The 15,924-nt window shown below is 60.1% G+C and carries 15 protein-coding genes; 12 read left to right on the top strand and 3 right to left on the bottom strand.

Annotated features, from left to right (window positions below; all coding sequences use genetic code 11):
* Positions 1-41 precede the first annotated feature (41 nt).
* Positions 42-1,112 (bottom strand): LLM class flavin-dependent oxidoreductase, encoded by a 1,071-nt coding sequence (locus O8B93_RS16205; protein ID WP_269710953.1) that lies wholly within the window; start codon positions 1,110-1,112, stop codon positions 42-44.
* 352 nt (positions 1,113-1,464) lie between these two features.
* On the opposite strand from O8B93_RS16205, the gene O8B93_RS16200 reads away from it, so the two are divergent.
* The 5 genes from O8B93_RS16200 (at position 1,465) to O8B93_RS16180 (ending at position 5,459) form a co-directional block, all read left to right on the top strand.
* Entirely contained in the window at positions 1,465-2,082 is a 618-nt protein-coding gene (locus O8B93_RS16200; protein ID WP_269710952.1) for an alpha/beta hydrolase, read from the top strand.
* A 139-nt stretch (positions 2,083-2,221) separates the two neighbouring features.
* Complete coding sequence (locus O8B93_RS16195; RefSeq protein ID WP_269710951.1) at positions 2,222-2,419, top strand: hypothetical protein; 198 nt, start codon at positions 2,222-2,224, stop codon at positions 2,417-2,419.
* A gap of 162 nt (positions 2,420-2,581) precedes the next feature.
* Entirely contained in the window at positions 2,582-3,751 is a 1,170-nt protein-coding gene (gene ssuD, locus O8B93_RS16190; protein ID WP_269710950.1) for an FMNH2-dependent alkanesulfonate monooxygenase, read from the top strand.
* A gap of 153 nt (positions 3,752-3,904) precedes the next feature.
* Entirely contained in the window at positions 3,905-4,450 is a 546-nt protein-coding gene (locus O8B93_RS16185; protein WP_269710949.1) for a flavin reductase family protein, read from the top strand.
* A gap of 64 nt (positions 4,451-4,514) precedes the next feature.
* On the top strand, positions 4,515-5,459 hold the full coding sequence (locus O8B93_RS16180; protein ID WP_269710948.1) for an acyl-CoA dehydrogenase family protein: 945 nt from the start codon (positions 4,515-4,517) through the stop codon (positions 5,457-5,459).
* Between the two features lie 27 nt (positions 5,460-5,486).
* Here O8B93_RS16180 and O8B93_RS16175 read toward each other — a convergent pair whose 3' ends face one another.
* Complete coding sequence (locus tag O8B93_RS16175; RefSeq protein WP_269710947.1) at positions 5,487-5,936, bottom strand: RrF2 family transcriptional regulator; 450 nt, start codon at positions 5,934-5,936, stop codon at positions 5,487-5,489.
* A 302-nt stretch (positions 5,937-6,238) separates the two neighbouring features.
* On the opposite strand from O8B93_RS16175, the gene O8B93_RS16170 reads away from it, so the two are divergent.
* The 7 genes from O8B93_RS16170 (at position 6,239) to O8B93_RS16140 (ending at position 14,314) form a co-directional block, all read left to right on the top strand.
* Positions 6,239-7,240 carry an LLM class flavin-dependent oxidoreductase gene (locus O8B93_RS16170; protein WP_269710946.1) on the top strand — a complete coding sequence of 334 codons (1,002 nt, stop codon included), beginning with the start codon at positions 6,239-6,241 and terminating at the stop codon, positions 7,238-7,240.
* 23 nt (positions 7,241-7,263) lie between these two features.
* Complete coding sequence (locus O8B93_RS16165; protein WP_269710945.1) at positions 7,264-8,604, top strand: LLM class flavin-dependent oxidoreductase; 1,341 nt, start codon at positions 7,264-7,266, stop codon at positions 8,602-8,604.
* 83 nt (positions 8,605-8,687) lie between these two features.
* Entirely contained in the window at positions 8,688-9,875 is a 1,188-nt protein-coding gene (locus O8B93_RS16160; protein ID WP_269710944.1) for a M20 aminoacylase family protein, read from the top strand.
* Between the two features lie 21 nt (positions 9,876-9,896).
* Positions 9,897-10,442, top strand: coding sequence for a GNAT family N-acetyltransferase (locus O8B93_RS16155; RefSeq protein ID WP_269710943.1), 546 nt, complete (start codon positions 9,897-9,899; stop codon positions 10,440-10,442).
* 13 nt (positions 10,443-10,455) lie between these two features.
* Positions 10,456-12,276, top strand: a complete 1,821-nt coding sequence (locus O8B93_RS16150; RefSeq protein ID WP_269710942.1) for an amino acid ABC transporter permease/ATP-binding protein — start codon at positions 10,456-10,458, stop codon at positions 12,274-12,276.
* A 23-nt stretch (positions 12,277-12,299) separates the two neighbouring features.
* Positions 12,300-13,238 carry an ABC transporter substrate-binding protein gene (locus O8B93_RS16145; RefSeq protein ID WP_269710941.1) on the top strand — a complete coding sequence of 313 codons (939 nt, stop codon included), beginning with the start codon at positions 12,300-12,302 and terminating at the stop codon, positions 13,236-13,238.
* Positions 13,239-13,378: 140 nt separating this feature from the next.
* Positions 13,379-14,314: an ABC transporter substrate-binding protein gene (locus O8B93_RS16140; RefSeq protein ID WP_269710940.1), complete on the top strand. Its 936-nt coding sequence runs from the start codon at positions 13,379-13,381 to the stop codon at positions 14,312-14,314.
* 71 nt (positions 14,315-14,385) lie between these two features.
* Here O8B93_RS16140 and O8B93_RS16135 read toward each other — a convergent pair whose 3' ends face one another.
* Positions 14,386-15,711: an NAD(P)/FAD-dependent oxidoreductase gene (locus O8B93_RS16135; RefSeq protein WP_269710939.1), complete on the bottom strand. Its 1,326-nt coding sequence runs from the start codon at positions 15,709-15,711 to the stop codon at positions 14,386-14,388.
* Positions 15,712-15,924 lie beyond the last annotated feature (213 nt).

The following is a 15,924-nucleotide window of genomic DNA, read 5'->3' as shown; positions in this document are numbered from 1 at the left end:
GCGGCCTCGCTTCGACAAGATCGCCCGGCATCGTTTCCGTCTCAATCCCGCAGCAGCGGCAGCAGCCTGTCGCCCTGCCGTTCGATTTCCTTCAGATAAGGCGTGTCGGAAAGGATGAAATGGGTGATGCCAAGCGCGCGGTATTTGCGCAGCGAGGCGGCGACATCCTCGGCCGAACCCACCAGCCATGTGGTTGCGGCACCGCCTCCGCCGAATTTGCCGGGCGCGGTATAAAGATTGTCGTCCAGCACATCGCTTCGATGGTGCAAATCCAGCAGCCGCCGCTGTCCGACCGCTACGCCTTGCAGATGATCGTTCCATCGCACGCCATTATTGGCGGCCATTTCGGCGACCTTCGCTTCGGCGTCGTGCCATGCTTGTGCTGTCGTCTCGCGCACCAGCGTGGTGATCCGCAGGCCGAATTGCAGCGGCGGCAGGTCGCGGTTGAGCGTCTTACTGAAGTGTTTGAGCCTTTCTATCCGTTCTTGCACGTCGGCAAGCGGTTCACCCCAGAACAATTGCACATCGGCCTCGGTTGCGGCGACCTGCTCGGCCGCTTCGGAAGCGCCGCCGAAATAAAGCCTGGGATGTGGCCGGTCGGCGCGTGCGGCGATCCGCGGCAGGACAGTGGAATTCTTCACCCGGAAATGCTCACCGTCAAAGGTGACGTTTTCTTCCGTCCAGAGCCGGCGCACCAGCCGCATGAACTCTTTCGTGCGCGCATAACGCTGCGCCTGATCACCTTCCTCGTCGCCATAGGCTGCAAGCTCGTCCCGGCCCGAGACGACGTTGATCCGCACGCGGCCACCGGAAAGCTGATCAAGCGTGGCGGCGGCCGAGGCAAGGTTGGCCGGTTTCCAGTAACCGGGGCGAATGGCGATCAGCGGCTCGAATGTGGTGGTCCGTGCCGCAAGGGCCGCCGCGACCGTGAAGGTGTCGGGCCGGCCCCAGCCGGTGCCAAGCAGCGCGCCCTTCCAGCCGTGGACTTCAAGCGCCTTCGCATGGCTGGTCAATGTATCGAGGCTGTTATGATTGTCGCTGACGGCATCGCCGCGATGACCGGGTTTGACGTCATTGGGAATGTACCAGAGAAATTCGCTCGTGCTGCTCACATCATCCGCCTCAATTGTCGGTTTATCGCGCGGAGGAGGGACCCGCCGCCGACAAGAGAATGGCAAAGCTGCGTCGGCACGGCCAAGCAGGGGCGTTTCTTTTGGTATCCGGCGGCGGAAAAGCTTTGCGCAGACTTCGCCGATATTGCACATATTTTCCATGTAAAAAATTGAGATAAAAGATTCCTCTTTTCGGATGATCATAAAGCCCAAGGGAACCCATTTTCTACGTGGCTGTCATTGAGTGGTTTGATTTTTCCCCAGGCTTGAAAAGGTGAGCAAGGCAATATTCGACGGGAATCGCAAGTTTCTCCATTCTTGAGACACACCGCCCGCAAACCACGGAGTAGGCATGTGTACCACCTTGATTGTGCCCGGTCTGAACGGTTCGGATGAGGGGCATTGGCAGCGGCACTGGTTGCTGGATGATCCTCAGGCTCAACTGGTCGATCAGGACAATTGGCAATGCCCGGTTCTCGAAGATTGGATCGAAAGTCTTGAGGCAGCGCTGTCCGCGGTTGAAAGCGCCTATATTGTTGCCCACAGCCTCGGTTGTCCGCTCGTGGCGAATATGGCGTCGCGACCTTCGGCTGCCAAAATCAGGGGCGCACTTCTGGTCGCCCCCGCCTATCTCGATCGGGTGGAGGCGATGCATCCCTGTATCGTCCGGTTCGGCGCTTTTCCGCAGCAGCCGCTTGCTTTTCCCAGTCTCGTCGTGGGCAGCATGAACGACCCCTACATGAATCCTGAAGAGCTGGCGCACACCGCCGCGAACTGGGGAAGCGACCTCGTCAATCTCGGCCCCGTCGGGCATATCAACATTGCCGCAGGTTTTGGTAGGTGGCCCGGAGGTTATGCGCTTTTCGACCGTCTGAAATCCACCGCCGAAAAGACTGCGACCGGATCGAGACTGCACGGATTGCCGACGAAACATGGTGCGCATCTTCGGGGCGACGCTGGCGTGCTCTGAAACGGAATTTTTCCCGCTGCCATATCCTTGGTCGACCTTTGCCGGTGATGCCTCAATTATAGAATAGTAATTTTATGGAAAATATTGACGATTTTTGCCAGTCGCCGGAGGATAGGGGAATTGAGCAAAGGAGGCGCACATGCCGCAGGGACTTCATGCGTTTACTTTCGATCTGTTCGGCCTGACCCGGCGTCAGCCCCGTGAAGACGAGCAGCTTCATCTTCACCCGCTGGATCACTCCGGGCGCATCCGGCAGGGGAAAAGCGATCTCGAACTCGAGCGGGAAGAGATATGCGAAATGAACTTCGCGATGCTGGGCCTTTACCCGGTCTTCTGAGCACAAGCGTTCCTTTCCCTTTGGGAGCGCCATTCATCCGAGAGAGAAACTCTCCGCGATGGATGGAAATTGGAACAAAATTTCTTAAACGCGCCGGGGAACTGGTTACCCTTTCATCATGACGCCGCATCGCCCGAGGGGCGGATTGTAAAGGACCTGCCGATGAGCAAGCACGATAAACCACTCGATTTCCTGTGGTTCATACCCACTTCCGGCGATGGCAGCTATCTCGGTTCGGACGATCTGTCGCGTCCCGCCGATCCCGGATATTTCCGTGAAATAGCGCAGGCGGCGGACAGGCTCGGTTACTCCGGCGTGCTCATTCCCACCGGCGTCGCCTGCGAGGAATCCTTCATTCTCGCGGCCAATCTTGCCGCCTATACCGAAAAGCTGAAATTCCTTGTCGCCATTCGTCCGGGCGTTGCTTCACCCGCTTATTATGCGCGTCTGGCCTCCACGCTCGATCGTGTGTCCCATGGCCGTCTGCTGCTCAACATCGTGGTTGGCGGCAGCGCGCAGGAACTGGCCGGTGACGGTATCTTCCTGCCGCATGACGAGCGTTACGACCATGCCGACGAATTCTTTCAGGTGTTCAATTCCCTGATCGAAACCGGCAAGGGAGATCTCGACGGCAAATACATCAAGGCGCAGGGTGCCCGGCTCGGCCTGCCACCGGTGCAGGAACCGCGCCCGCCGCTTTATTTCGGCGGCTCCTCCGATGCCGGCATCGAGTTTTCAGCTGGCATCACCGACAAATATCTGACCTGGGGCGAGCCACCGGCACAGGTGGCGGAGAAGATAGGCAAGGTGCGCGCCGCCGCCGCCAAAAAGGGGCGGGAGGTTACCTTCGGCATTCGCCTGCACTTCATCGTGCGCGAAACCGATGAGGAAGCATGGGCCGATGCGGAGAAGCTGATTTCAAAGCTTTCCGATGAGACCATTGCCTCTGCCCAGGAAGTCTTCTCCAAGGCGTCGGACTCCGTCGGGCAGTCCAGAATGCAGGCGCTGCACAATGGCCGGCGCGACAAGCTGGAAGTCTCTCCCAATCTATGGGCGGGCATAGGTCTCGTGCGCTCTGGCGCAGGCACGGCACTCGTGGGTTCGCCGAAGACGGTGGCGGCGCGTCTCAGGGAATATCAGGCGCTTGGCATCGATACCGTCATTGCTTCCGGTTATCCACATCTCGAAGAAGCCTATCGCCTGTCCGAGCTGCTGTTTCCGGAAATCGGCCTCGACGGGCCACGAAACCAGATCCGTTCATCGTTCGGCGCAAAACAGGTTTTCGGCGGTGGCGGCCATGGCGGTAACGTCAAGCTGGTGTCCGGATCCTGATCCATCCACGGAGGCTTGCAGCGATACCAACGCGACGGCGGCATATAAAACATTATTTCTATAGAATATTACGATTATGGAAAACGATGTCTATTTCAGCCCCCGCCGCCGCTGCTAGCTATTGAACAATTCAGCTGTTTCAGGAGTCACGCGATGACATTGCAATATGCGGCCAAGGATCAACAATTCATCAATCTGCGCGACCCGGTCGCCGGCAGGGCGGCGGATGCCGACAGCCTCAAGGCGGCGCTGAGGACGCTCGGCGGTGGCGTCAGCGTTATTACCGCAGGCGAAGGGAATGAGCGAACGGGCGCGACCGTGACCTCGGCCACCGCTTTGTCGGTCGATCCGCCGCGAATCCTTGTCGCGCTCAACCGCTCCTCGTCCACATGGCCGGTGGTGCAGAGTTTCGGTCATTTCGCCGTCAACATCATCGGTGCGAACCATCAGTTTGTCGCCAACCAGTTTGCCGGCATCGGCGGCCTCAAGGGCCCCGACCGGTATCGCGGTGCGGAGTGGACAAGGCTGGCGAGTGGCGCCCCCATTCTCGAAGATGCCGTGGCCGCGATCGATTGCACCATCGAAGAGGCGATCGAGCGCCATAGCCACGTCATCGTCATCGGCAAGGTGGAGGCGATCCGTGTCGGCTCCGGCCATTCGCTGCTCTACCAGAACGGCCGGTATCATTCACTGGACTGAGCGTCGCCCGTTCGACGCTTTCATTTCGGCGCTTTCATTTTGTCATTGTTTGAGGGAGTTGAGCATGGGATCCGTCACGCCTCTTGGCGAAAGACTTCGTTTCGTTCCTCCACGCCTCGGCGCGGATATCGATGTGCTGACCGTCGCCCGGACGATCGCCGAAAAATGCGCCATTGAAAATCCGGGGCAAATCCATGCCCGGATTGCCCGCTCCGGCCTTCTCGCTCTCTCGGTTCCCACGGAACTCGGCGGGGCGGATATAACCAATGATGTTCTCTCGCAGGCGCTTTCGATCATTTCCGCAGCCAATGCAGAGGCGGCACACGATCTCGTCGAGCATTTCACCGCGCTTGAATTCATCCGCAATGCGGGTAGCGAAGACCAGCGCAAGGCCCTCTTCGCCCGCCTCGATCTCGGTGAGACCTTTGCGCTGGCGACATCCGATGGCGGGTTAGATCAGGCAATCCCGGTAACGGCCGACGACTATGCCCTGCGGCTTCCCGACAACATTGCGAGATCGGCGAGGGCCAATGCGGACTGGATCGTCGTGCCGGCCGTCAATACGTCCGGGCAGCCCCTGCTTGTCGTTTTGCGTAACCGGCCGAATAGCTCATGGGAGGGCCTGCTGCGCGCCGATCAGATGGTGTTTCTTGCCCAGGGTGCGGGCAATCTCGCCATCTCCGTTTCCACCCTGTTAAAGGCTGCGGTGGCTCTGGGGCAAAAGCAGCGTGAGCTTTCAGTGCTGCTGATCGACAGGTTGGCCGATGATGGCGCGGCGAGACCAGTCATTGGTGAGATATTTCTCGCCATCGAACTACTGAAGGCACAGATATCAAGTCTTGCGACCCATATCGATGCGGCGCAGGTGGGAGCGGAAAACGTCACCTGTCGTTCGGTCCGCAACAATGCCATCACGCTTGAAATCCTGATGGCGCGCCTCGGTCTTGTCGAGGGCGTCAGCGAATCCGGACTCATGGCATCACTGGTGGATGATCTGCGCCGGCAATAAAGAGGATACTACGGTTTCTGCGAAATCCTATTCGCCGGCTGGGATGGACCGCTGGTCCTGCCCATCCTTTGCGACGAATTGCGCGAGCGTCATATTGTCCAGAATGGTTGCGATGGCATCACGCACGTCCGTCATCGAAACCCTGACTTGACAGGTCTCGGGATCATCGCAGTCATCGCAGGCTTCAAAGGCCGTGCGGCTTGCGCAGCGAATAGGCGCAAGCGGGCCATCAAGCGTGCGGATGACCTGTCCGATCATGATTTCGGACGGCATTTTCGAAAGCGAATAACCGCCATTCGGGCCCTTCTTGGAGCGCAGAATGCCGCTGTTGCGCAGTTCCAGAAGAATGGTGTCCAGGAATTTTTTCGGGATGTTGTTACGGGTCGCGATCTCGGTCACGAAAGCGGTCTCGCCCTGCGGCAGACGCGCCAGATCGACAAGCGCCTTTAATCCGTATTTGCCTTTTTTGGTCAACATCGCCTGATCCGAAAAGAGAACCGGCACAGTCACAATGCCGGATCATATTATTCCTAACTTACTTAGTAGTTTTTAGCGAATTCCGGTGCAAGCCTGTTTCCGTAAGATCTCCAGTGAAAGCGGCTTGTTGAAGCCTTTTGGGGCAAGGTTTTCAGCATTTTCGAGCGCTTTGATCAGGGCAGCATTCGAAATCTGATTGAAAACAATATTTTCTCTGATCCCCTCGCAGCATGGAACAAACATCCTTTATTAGAATATAAAATCGGTAGACAAACTATGCGTCAAAGACACACGAGGTGACGATGTATACGCTCAGTTTGCTCGATAAAAGCCCGGTGCCAACGGGTGAGGACGCGGCAAGCGCGTTCCGCGACACGATCAATCTCGCCAGGCGCGCCGAGGAACTGGGGTATCGCCGGTTCTGGGTGGCAGAACATCACAATTCGCCGGAGGTTGCCGGCTCCGCACCCGAGGCGCTGGTGGCGTGGATATTGGCGAAGACATCGCATATCCGCGTCGGTTCGGGTGGCGTCATGCTGCAGCATTACAGTCCTTACAAGGTTGCCGAGGTCTTCAATGTCCTCTCGTCGCTGGCGCCCGGCCGGGTCGATCTCGGTATCGGCAAGACGCCGGGCGGCCTGCCATTGGCGACCTCCGCTTTGCAGCAGGCCTATGATCCCGCCCGCAAGCCGGATTTCGAGACGGCTTTTGGCGAGCTCACGACATTTCTCTCCGGCAGCGCACCGGCGGACCATGTGCAGGCCGGGCTGCAGGCGACGCCCGTGCCGCCGGTTGCGGCGGAGCGGTTCCTGCTCGGCGCCAGCCCGGAAAGCGCAAGGCTTGCGGCGTCGAAAGGATGGAATTTCGTTTTTGCCGGCCATCTCAATGGCGATCCGGAGGTTCTGCGCCGCAGCCTCTCGGCTTTTCGCACGGAGAGCGGCGGAAGTGCGCCTATCCTTGCTCTTTCGGCTTTCGCCGCAAGCGATCCCGCCCATGCGGCAAGACAGGTCGAAGGCCAGCGCATCTACCGCGTATTTCTGAGCGATGGCAGGGCCTTCAATCTCGGCCGCCGCGAACAGGCGGAAGAATTCGCCCGCCAGTCCGGCGACAGCGATTATCGCATCGAAGAGCGTAAACCCAACGTCCTGTATGGCGGGCCCGACGATATTCACCGGGCGCTGCGCGCGCTTTCCGAAGAGCATGGCATCGAGGAATTCATCATTGAGCCGCCGCATGTCGGGGCCGATCAACGACTTGCCTCGATCGAACTCTTGGCCACGCATCGCCTGTCCCGGGCGGCGTGATTTTGTTCTCAGGAGAAAATGACATGACGAAAAAGAAAATCCGTTTCGGCATCATGCTTCAGGGTCCCGGCGGGCATATGAACGCCTGGCGACATCCCAAGAGCCCGGTCGATGCCAGCGTCAATTTCGACTTCTTCAGGAAGACCGCGCTGAAAGCCGAAGCGGCCGGCATCGCTTTCGCCTTTGTGGCGGATGGCCTCTATATCAACGACAAGTCCATTCCGCATTTCCTCAACCGGTTCGAGCCGCTGACCGTCCTTTCGGCGCTCGCTGCTGTCACCTCGAAGATCGGTCTCGCGGGTACGGTCTCCACCTCCTACAGCGATCCCTTCACGATTGCCCGACAATTCGCCTCGCTCGACCTTCTGAGCGGCGGCCGCGCGGGGTGGAACGCGGTGACGACGCCGCTTGAAGGCACGGCGAAGAACTACAGCCGCAACCACCCCGAACATGCACTGCGTTACGAAATCGCCGACGAATATCTAGAGGTCATCAAGGGCCTGTGGGATAGCTGGGACGACGGTGCCTTCGTGCGCAACCGCGAGACGGGGCAATTCTTCGATCGAGACAAACTTCACACGCTCGGCCACAAGGGCCGTTTCTTCCAGGTGGAAGGCCCGCTCAACATCCAGCGTTCGTCGCAGGGGCAGCCGGTGGTGTTCCAGGCCGGTTCCTCCGATGCCGGCATCGGCCTTGCCGGCAAACATGCAGATGCTGTCTTCACTAATTCCGCCTCGCTGGAGGAAAACCAGACCTTCCTGAAGCGGGTGAAACAGAGTGCGGTCGCGCAGGGCAGATCGGCGGCGGACGTCAAGATTTTCCCCGGCATCGGGCCCATCGTCGGGGAGACGCAGGAGGAGGCGGAGGCGAAATACGACGTCATCCGCAACCTCATCACCATCGAAGATGCGCTCGCCTATCTCGGACGCTTCTTCGATCACCACGATTTCAGTGTCTATCCGCTGGATGAGCCTTTCCCCGAGCTCGGCGAGATCGGCAAGAACAGCTTCCGCTCGACGACCGACCGCATCAAGCGGCGGGCGAAGGAAAAGAACCAGACGCTCAGGGAAGCGGCGCTGGAGGCCGCAACACCGCGCGAAGGTTTCATCGGCACGCCGGACAAGGTGGCGGACGAGATCATCCGCTGGGTGGAGCATGATGCGGCCGACGGCTTCATTCTCGGCTTCCCGGTGATTGCCGAAGGGTTGGATGATTTTATCCGTCTCGTCATTCCGGTGCTACAGCGGCGCGGTTATTTCGATCCGCATCTGGAAGGCGCGACTTTGCGCGACCATCTCGGCCTGCCTTTCAAGGAAAGTGTCTATTCCGGCGGCGAAAGCAGCGCGGACAAGGCCATCGCATAAGATTGCGGCCGGGCGGCGATGATTGCAGCCCGGCACAGATTTCAAGACGCGGGGCGAAAACGCGCTGCGCAGGAGACAGAACCATGAATATCCACATTGACGGCGCGCGTCCGCAGGACGACGCCGAACGGGGAATCTTTGCCTTCATCGAGGAAAGCATCGCCATCCGGCACGATCTTCACCGGCACCCAGAGCTATCGCTCAAGGAGACGCGCACGGCGGCGCTCATCGCCCGTTATCTCCTGTCATTCGGATATGAGGTGACGGAAGGTGTTGGCGGTAACGGCGTTGTCGCCACGCTGAAACGCGGCCACGGCGAGAAACGTCTCGGCATCCGCGCCGATATCGATGCGCTGCCAATCCATGAAGAGACGGGCCTTGCTTATGCCAGCGAAACACCGGGCATCATGCATGCCTGCGGTCACGATGGCCACACGACGATCCTGCTTGCCGCCGCCCGGTATCTCGCCGAAACCTCGAATTTTTCCGGCACGCTGACGTTGATCTTCCAGCCTGCGGAGGAAATCGGCGCCGGTGCGAGAGCGATGATAAAGGACCGGCTGTTCGAACGCTTTCCCGTCGATGCCGTCTTTGGTCTGCACAATTGGCCGGGTGTGGAAACCGGCCAGTTCGGCTTCGTCGAAGGCCCGGCCATGGCCTCCGTCGACAAGGCGAGGGTGCGTATAATCGGCAGGGGCGGACACGGCGCAGCACCACATGAGACCGTCGATCCGGTTCTCGCCTCGGCCAGCTTCGTCACCGCCCTGCAAAGCATCGTCTCGCGCAATATCGATCCACGCGAGATGGCGGTGCTGACTGTCGGCTCCATTCATGGCGGAACCGCCTCCAATGTCATTCCCGAAAGCGTGGAACTGCAAATCACCGCGCGCGCCTTCTCGCCTGCCGTGCGCGACAGGCTGGAGGAGCGGCTTCCGGCGCTGGCCAGAGCGCAGGCGGAAAGTTTCGGCGCAAAGGCGGATGTCTCCTATTCCCGTGGTTTCCCGCCGGTCATCAATCACGCACAGGAGACGGTTTTCGCCCGCGATGTCGCCAGACGGCATTTTCCTGCTGCACAGATCGCCGACGCCTTTCAGCCACGGACGGCGAGTGAGGATTTTGCCTTCATGCTGCAGGAGCGGCCCGGCACCTATCTCTTCGTCGGCAATGGCGAAAGCGCGCCGCTGCACAGCCCGCACTATGATTTCAACGACGCGATCATCGCTCCGGCAGCGCGCTTCTGGGTGCGCCTGGCCGAAGCCTACCTCTCCTGACGCAAAATTGAGGACAAGGACATGAACGACAGTTTTTTCTACACATCGGTCCAGGATCCGCTCGCAACCCCGCTTCTGGAGGAGTTGCTGTTCGAATATGACAGCCGTTACGGCACCTTTTTCAACGCGGAAGGCGCCAAGGCGGAACTGAACAAATATCCACCGGAGGCCTTCAGTCCGCCTTCGGGCAATTTCCTGCTGCTGCTGCGGGACGGCAAGCCGATCGCCGGTGGTGCCTTCATGCGCCACGACGATGAGACCGCCGAGTTCAAGCGGGTCTGGACCCATTCCGCTCATCGCCGGCAGGGGCTCGCAAAAATCGTGCTGCGCGAACTGGAAGAGCAGGCGGTCCGGCAGGGTTATGCCCGCGTCTATCTGACCACGGGTTTCCGCCAGCCGGAGGCGGTCGGCCTTTATCTCACCAATGGTTACCGCGCGCTCTTCGATACGGCGGCCGACCCCGAGACGATCAGGTCGCTGCCCTTCGAAAAATGGCTTTCCGATACGGTTCTGGACGGCGCGCCGATACCGGCGGCCCGGCCGCAACCTTCCCCGGCCCACCCCTGAAAGGCCCGTTCCGATGACAATAGCCTCTGATTTTCCGCATGTTGCATTGAACGAACCGAAGGCCGCTGCAGTCGAGAGCGGGCTGGCCAAAGGCGGTTACTCCCATTTCCGCATCGTCCCGGCCCGGTATCCGCTGCGGACGGTAGGCACGGTTTTCTCCGTTCTCGTCATCGCGGCCGTCCTGCATTCCATTTTCGGCAATCCACGCTGGGGCTGGGACGTGTTTGCTGAATGGTTCTTCGCCGAACCGGTGCTGGTCGGCCTTGGGCGAACGCTGCTGCTCACCGCGCTCGGCGCCCTTTTCGGTTTCGTGCTCGGAACACTGTTGGCGCTTGCCCGCGTTTCCCGTTCGCCATTGCTGGTCGCCGTCTCCTGGACCTATATCTGGATTTTCCGGTCGATCCCGCTGATCGTGCTTCTGCTGATCCTCAACAATCTCGGTTATCTCTATGAGACCGTGACGATCGGCGTGCCCTATACCGGCATCAATTTCTTCAGCTGGAACACCACCCAGCTGATGACGCCCTTTGCGGCCGCCATTCTGGGGCTGACACTCAATCAGGCCGCCTTTGCATCCGAAATCGTGCGCGGTGGTATTCTCTCGGTCGATCAGGGCCAGCTAGAAGCCGCCGCCGCCCTCGGCCTGCCACGCCGGCGGCAGGCCTCCCGTATCATTCTGCCGCAGGCGATGCGCTCGATCCTGCCGACCGCCTTCAACGATATTATCGGCCTCGCCAAGGGCACGTCGCAGGTCTATATCCTCGCGCTGCCGGAACTGTTCTACACGATCCAGATCATCTATCGGCGCAACCTCGAAGTGATCCCACTGCTGATGGTCGCGACCGTCTGGTATCTGGTGATCCTGACTGCGCTCTCTATCGTCCAGTATCATATCGAGCGACACTTCTCGCGCGGCGCGCTGCGCAATCCGCCGCCCTCGTTGTTTGCCACCATTTTCCGCACCTTTCTGCCGCGCAAATCCACCCCTGACAGGGCGGAGGCGGTGACAAGCGTGGCCGCCAGGCCCGAGCGTGCAGCGCCTGCGCGCGCCGCGAGCTTCCAGCTCGGTAATCGCGGTGGTTCGGTCAATATCCACGGTGTTTCGAAATCCTTCGGATCGCTGAAGGTGCTTGACGATATCAGCCTTTCCATTCCGGCGGGTAGTGTCACCACCATTCTCGGCCAGTCGGGCTCGGGCAAGTCGACATTGCTGCGCTCCATCAATCATCTGGAACGCGTCGATGACGGTTTCATCGCCATCGACGGCGAGCTGGTCGGTTATCGCCAGAAGGGCGACACGCTTTACGAATTGAAGGAGCGGGAAATCCTCAAGCGCCGCGCCGAAGTCGGCATGGTATTCCAGAGCTTCAATCTCTTCCCGCATCTGACCGCGCTTGAAAACATTATCGAAGCACCGGTCGCGGTTCGCGGCATCTCGAAAGAACAGGCTGAGGCCGAAGCGCGTGATCTTCTGGCCCGTGTCGGGCTTGCCGATAAGGCCGGGGCCTATCCCCGCCAGCTTTCCGGCGGGCAGCAGCAGCGCGTGGCGATTGCCCGCGCCTTGGCCCTGCGGCCGAAGGTGCTGCTCTTCGACGAACCGACATCGGCGCTTGACCCCGAACTGGTCAATGAGGTGCTTGATGTCATCAAGGAACTGTCCCGCTCCGGCGTCACCCTCATCATCGTCACCCATGAAATCGGTTTTGCCCGCGAAGTCTCGGACAGGGTCGTCTTCATGGAGCAGGGCCGCATTCTCGAAACGGGCACGCCGGAAAAGCTGTTCAACAGCCCGGATCATCCCCGCACCGCCGAATTCCTCGCAAAAGTTCTCTAATCAAAAACAAAGGAAACACTCACATGGCATTTTCATCGAAATTATTGTCCCTGCTCGCCGCCGGTCTTTTCACCGCCACCGCTTCCCTTGTGCCGGCCGCGCATGCGCAGGAGGTGGACCTGTCACCCGAGCAGAAGGGCCGGGTGCGCACCGAAAAGGTGGAGGAGGCGATCAAGCTTCTGCCCGCCGGCCATAAATTCATTGCCGATGGGAAACTGACGGTCGCGACTGTACCCTTCCGCCTGCCGTTGGTGGATTATGCGAGCGACACTAAGACAGCGATCGGCGTAGAGCCGGATATTGCGCAGCTGGTCGCCGACAGTCTTGGGCTGGAATTGCAGCTTGTACCGATTGCCTGGGCGGACTGGCCGCTTGGCCTGTCTTCCGGCAAATATGATGCCGTTACCTCCAACATCACCGTGACGGAAGAGCGCAAGCAGAAGTTCGATTTTTCCAGCTATCGCAACGACTTGCTCGGTTTTTACGTGGGCAATAACAGCAAGGTCACCTCAATCGGCAAGCCCGAGGACGTTGCCGGGCTGAAGGTTATCGTCGGCGCCGCCACCAATCAGGAGCAGATCCTGTTGAAATGGATCAAGGAGAACAAGGCGAAGGGACTGGCCGATACCGAGGTGCAATATTACGACGATCAGGCCGTGCTTGATGTTGCCCTGCAATCTGGCCGCGCGGACGCCTATCTCGGCCCCAACGCCACTTCGGCCTTCCAGGCGGCAAGCCAGAAGAAGACAAAGCTCGTCGGCACCTTCTCTGGCGGCTGGCCGGAAGCGGCGGAAATCGCCGTTGCCTCCAAAAAGGATGCCGGCATTGCGCAAGCCATCACGGCGGCGTTGAATGCCCAGATCAAGAACGGCAATTACGGCAAGGTTCTCGCCCGCTGGAACCTCGGCTCGGAAGCCATCACGCAATCCCGCACCAACCCGCCCGGCCTGCCGAAGAGCTGAGCGCGAAGTGCCCACAAGCTGAACTGCCAAATGCTGAGTTGCCAAATGCTGAGTTGAAGGTGGGACATCACTCAGCCGGTGGCGCGGGCATCCTCCCGCCCGCGCTACTTCCGTCCCGCAATCCTAATCGGGAAACCACAATGACCTTCATCTCTCGTTTCGCTACGGTTACGCTTGGCGCGTTCCTGTCCATTGCCGGTTTTGGATCCGCTTCCGCCAATGATGTCTTCGATCTGTCGCCGGATCAGCCCGGCCGCATCAGGGTCGAAAAAGACCCCGGCGCGATTGCCGCCGTGCCGAAGGGTTTCAAGTTCGTCACGCCGGGCAAATTGACCGTTGCCGTTTCTCCCGGCGGCCCGCCGCTCGCCACCTATGCAACGGATGCAAAGACGGTGGTCGGCGCCGACCCCGACTATGCGCTTGCGGTGGCCGATAGCCTTGGTCTTGAACTGGAACTGGTGGCGGTGGCATGGGCGGACTGGCCGCTCGGGCTTGCTTCGGGAAAATACGATGCCGTCATCTCCAATGTCGGCGTGACCGAACAGCGTAAGGAAAAGTTCGATTTTTCGACCTATCGCCAGGGCCTGCACGGCTTTTTCGTCAAGTCGGACAGCGGCATCACCGAAATCAAGGAGCCGAAGGACGCGGCGGGGCTGAGGATCATCGTCGGCGCCGGCACCAATCAGGAGCGTATCCTGCTGAAATGGAGCGATGAGAACGTCGCCGCCGGATTGAAGCCCATCGAGCTGCAATATTATGACGACGAGGCCACCCGGTTTGTCGCGCTTTCGGCAGGGCGGGCGGATGTCATCGTTCAGCCGCATGCGCAGCTGGTTTTCATCGCGGCGCGCGACAAGACCATCAAGCGTGTCGGAACGCTCTCCGCCGGCTGGCCGGAACGATCGGATGTCGCCATCACCACGCGCAAGGGGTCGGGACTGGCCGATGCCCTGACGCTTGCGACCAATGATCTGATCAAGAGTGGCGCTTACGCGAAAATTCTGGATCGCTGGCAGCTTTCGGAAGAGGCTCTGCCGGAGTCACGCACCAACCCGCCCGGCCTGCCAAAAAGCTGATTGCTTGAATAAATGCGGTGGACGGCAATATCCGCGGGTTCCGGCCTGCGGATATTGTTTCGTCGGCAGCCTTAGAAATCCGCGACTTTGCCCCAGGCCGAGCCCTGGAAACGGCTGGGATGATAGGGAGCGGGGTCGACGATCGGGTTTGAGCCCGTCACGATATCGGCGATCAGATGGCCGGCACCCGGCCCGATACCGAAACCATGGCCGCTGAAACCGGCGGCGAGAATAAACCCCGGCAATTCGCTGGTCTCGCCGATGGCGGGAACCCCATCCGGCGTGCTGTCGATGAAACCGGCCCAGGTGGCGGCGATCCGCGTTTTGTTCAGCGCCGGCAGAAGTTCGAGCGCCCTCTTGTGGGTTTCCTGGATGGCGGCGGCGTTGGGTTTCGGGTCAAGAATGCGCACCCGCTCCATCGGCGTCGGCGCATCGAGGCGCCAGCGTTTCAGCGTCTCGTGGCCGCTGCGAACGCCCTCCAGCCCGCCTGGGCGCAGGCTGCGCCAGCGTTTAAGGAACATCGGCACGAATTCGCGGGAAAACCGCATCTGCTGTGCCGTCGGGTCAATGCGCCCCAGCCCGCTGATGGCGAGGGTGTAGCCGCCATTGTGTCGCTTCGTTACCGAAACGGCGGCTGTGTGCAGCGCATCCGGCAGGCCTTCCGCGCCCGGCGTGACGGAAAGAATGGAAGAGCGGACGGAAGCCTGCGGAAAACGAATGCCGAGCTGGCGGCAGAAGGAGGAGGCCCAGGCTCCGCCGGACATGATGGCGGTTTTGGTGCGAATGGTGCCTTTTTCGGTGACGACGGCGCTGACCCGGCCGCCTTCCGTTTCCAGTCCCCGCGCGGCGCAATTCTGGTGTACGGTGCCGCCCAGTTTGATGATGGCGCGCGCGACCGCGGGTGCCGCCATGGAAGGATCGGCCGTGCCGTCGGTGGGTGAAAAGACGCCGCCCTTCCAGTGTCTTCCGGTTGCCCGGCCGCGTTCGCTGGCCTCATCGGCGCTCAGCATGTGCGTTGTCACCCCTGCCGTGATGGCAAAATCACGCCAGCGCGCCCAGCCGGCGAGCTCCGCCTCATTGTCGCTCAGGTAAAACAGCCCGCAGCGGCGAAAACCGGTGTCTTCGCCGCTCTCAGTGGCGAATTGCTCCCAGAGTGCGAGGCTTTGGGTAGAGATCGGCAATTCGCGGGCATCGCGGTTCTGCTGGCGGCACCAACCCCAGTTTCGGCTGGATTGCTCCGCGCCAACAAGGCCCTTTTCGACCAGCGCCACTTTCAGGCCGCGCCGGGCGAGGTAATAGGCGGTAAAGACACCGACAATGCCGCCGCCGATAATGACGGCGTCCGCGGATTTCGGCAGTTCCGGCGATGTCGTGATCTGTTGCAGCGGGGCGGGCATGGTCGGACTCCTTATATTCGTCCTAATTTACCTCAGCCAACGTGTAAACGCTGCCAGACTGGGCCACTTGCCGGAATCTCCTGCTGTTCGGTGATGCTTCTGCAACTCTTTATGCTGCATCAAAAAAATATCCCTACGTCGACAGGGCTCGCCCATGTGATAAGATTTCCGTCAACGCGCCAGAATTTTATGCTGCGCTTACAAAAACAAAAA

The organism is Martinezella rhizogenes (genome assembly GCF_027460065.1).
In the GTDB taxonomy this organism is placed as follows: domain Bacteria; phylum Pseudomonadota; class Alphaproteobacteria; order Rhizobiales; family Rhizobiaceae; genus Agrobacterium; species Agrobacterium rhizogenes_C.
Note: the sequence above shows the minus strand (reverse complement) of the source record. Positions and strands in the feature narration are given on the sequence as shown.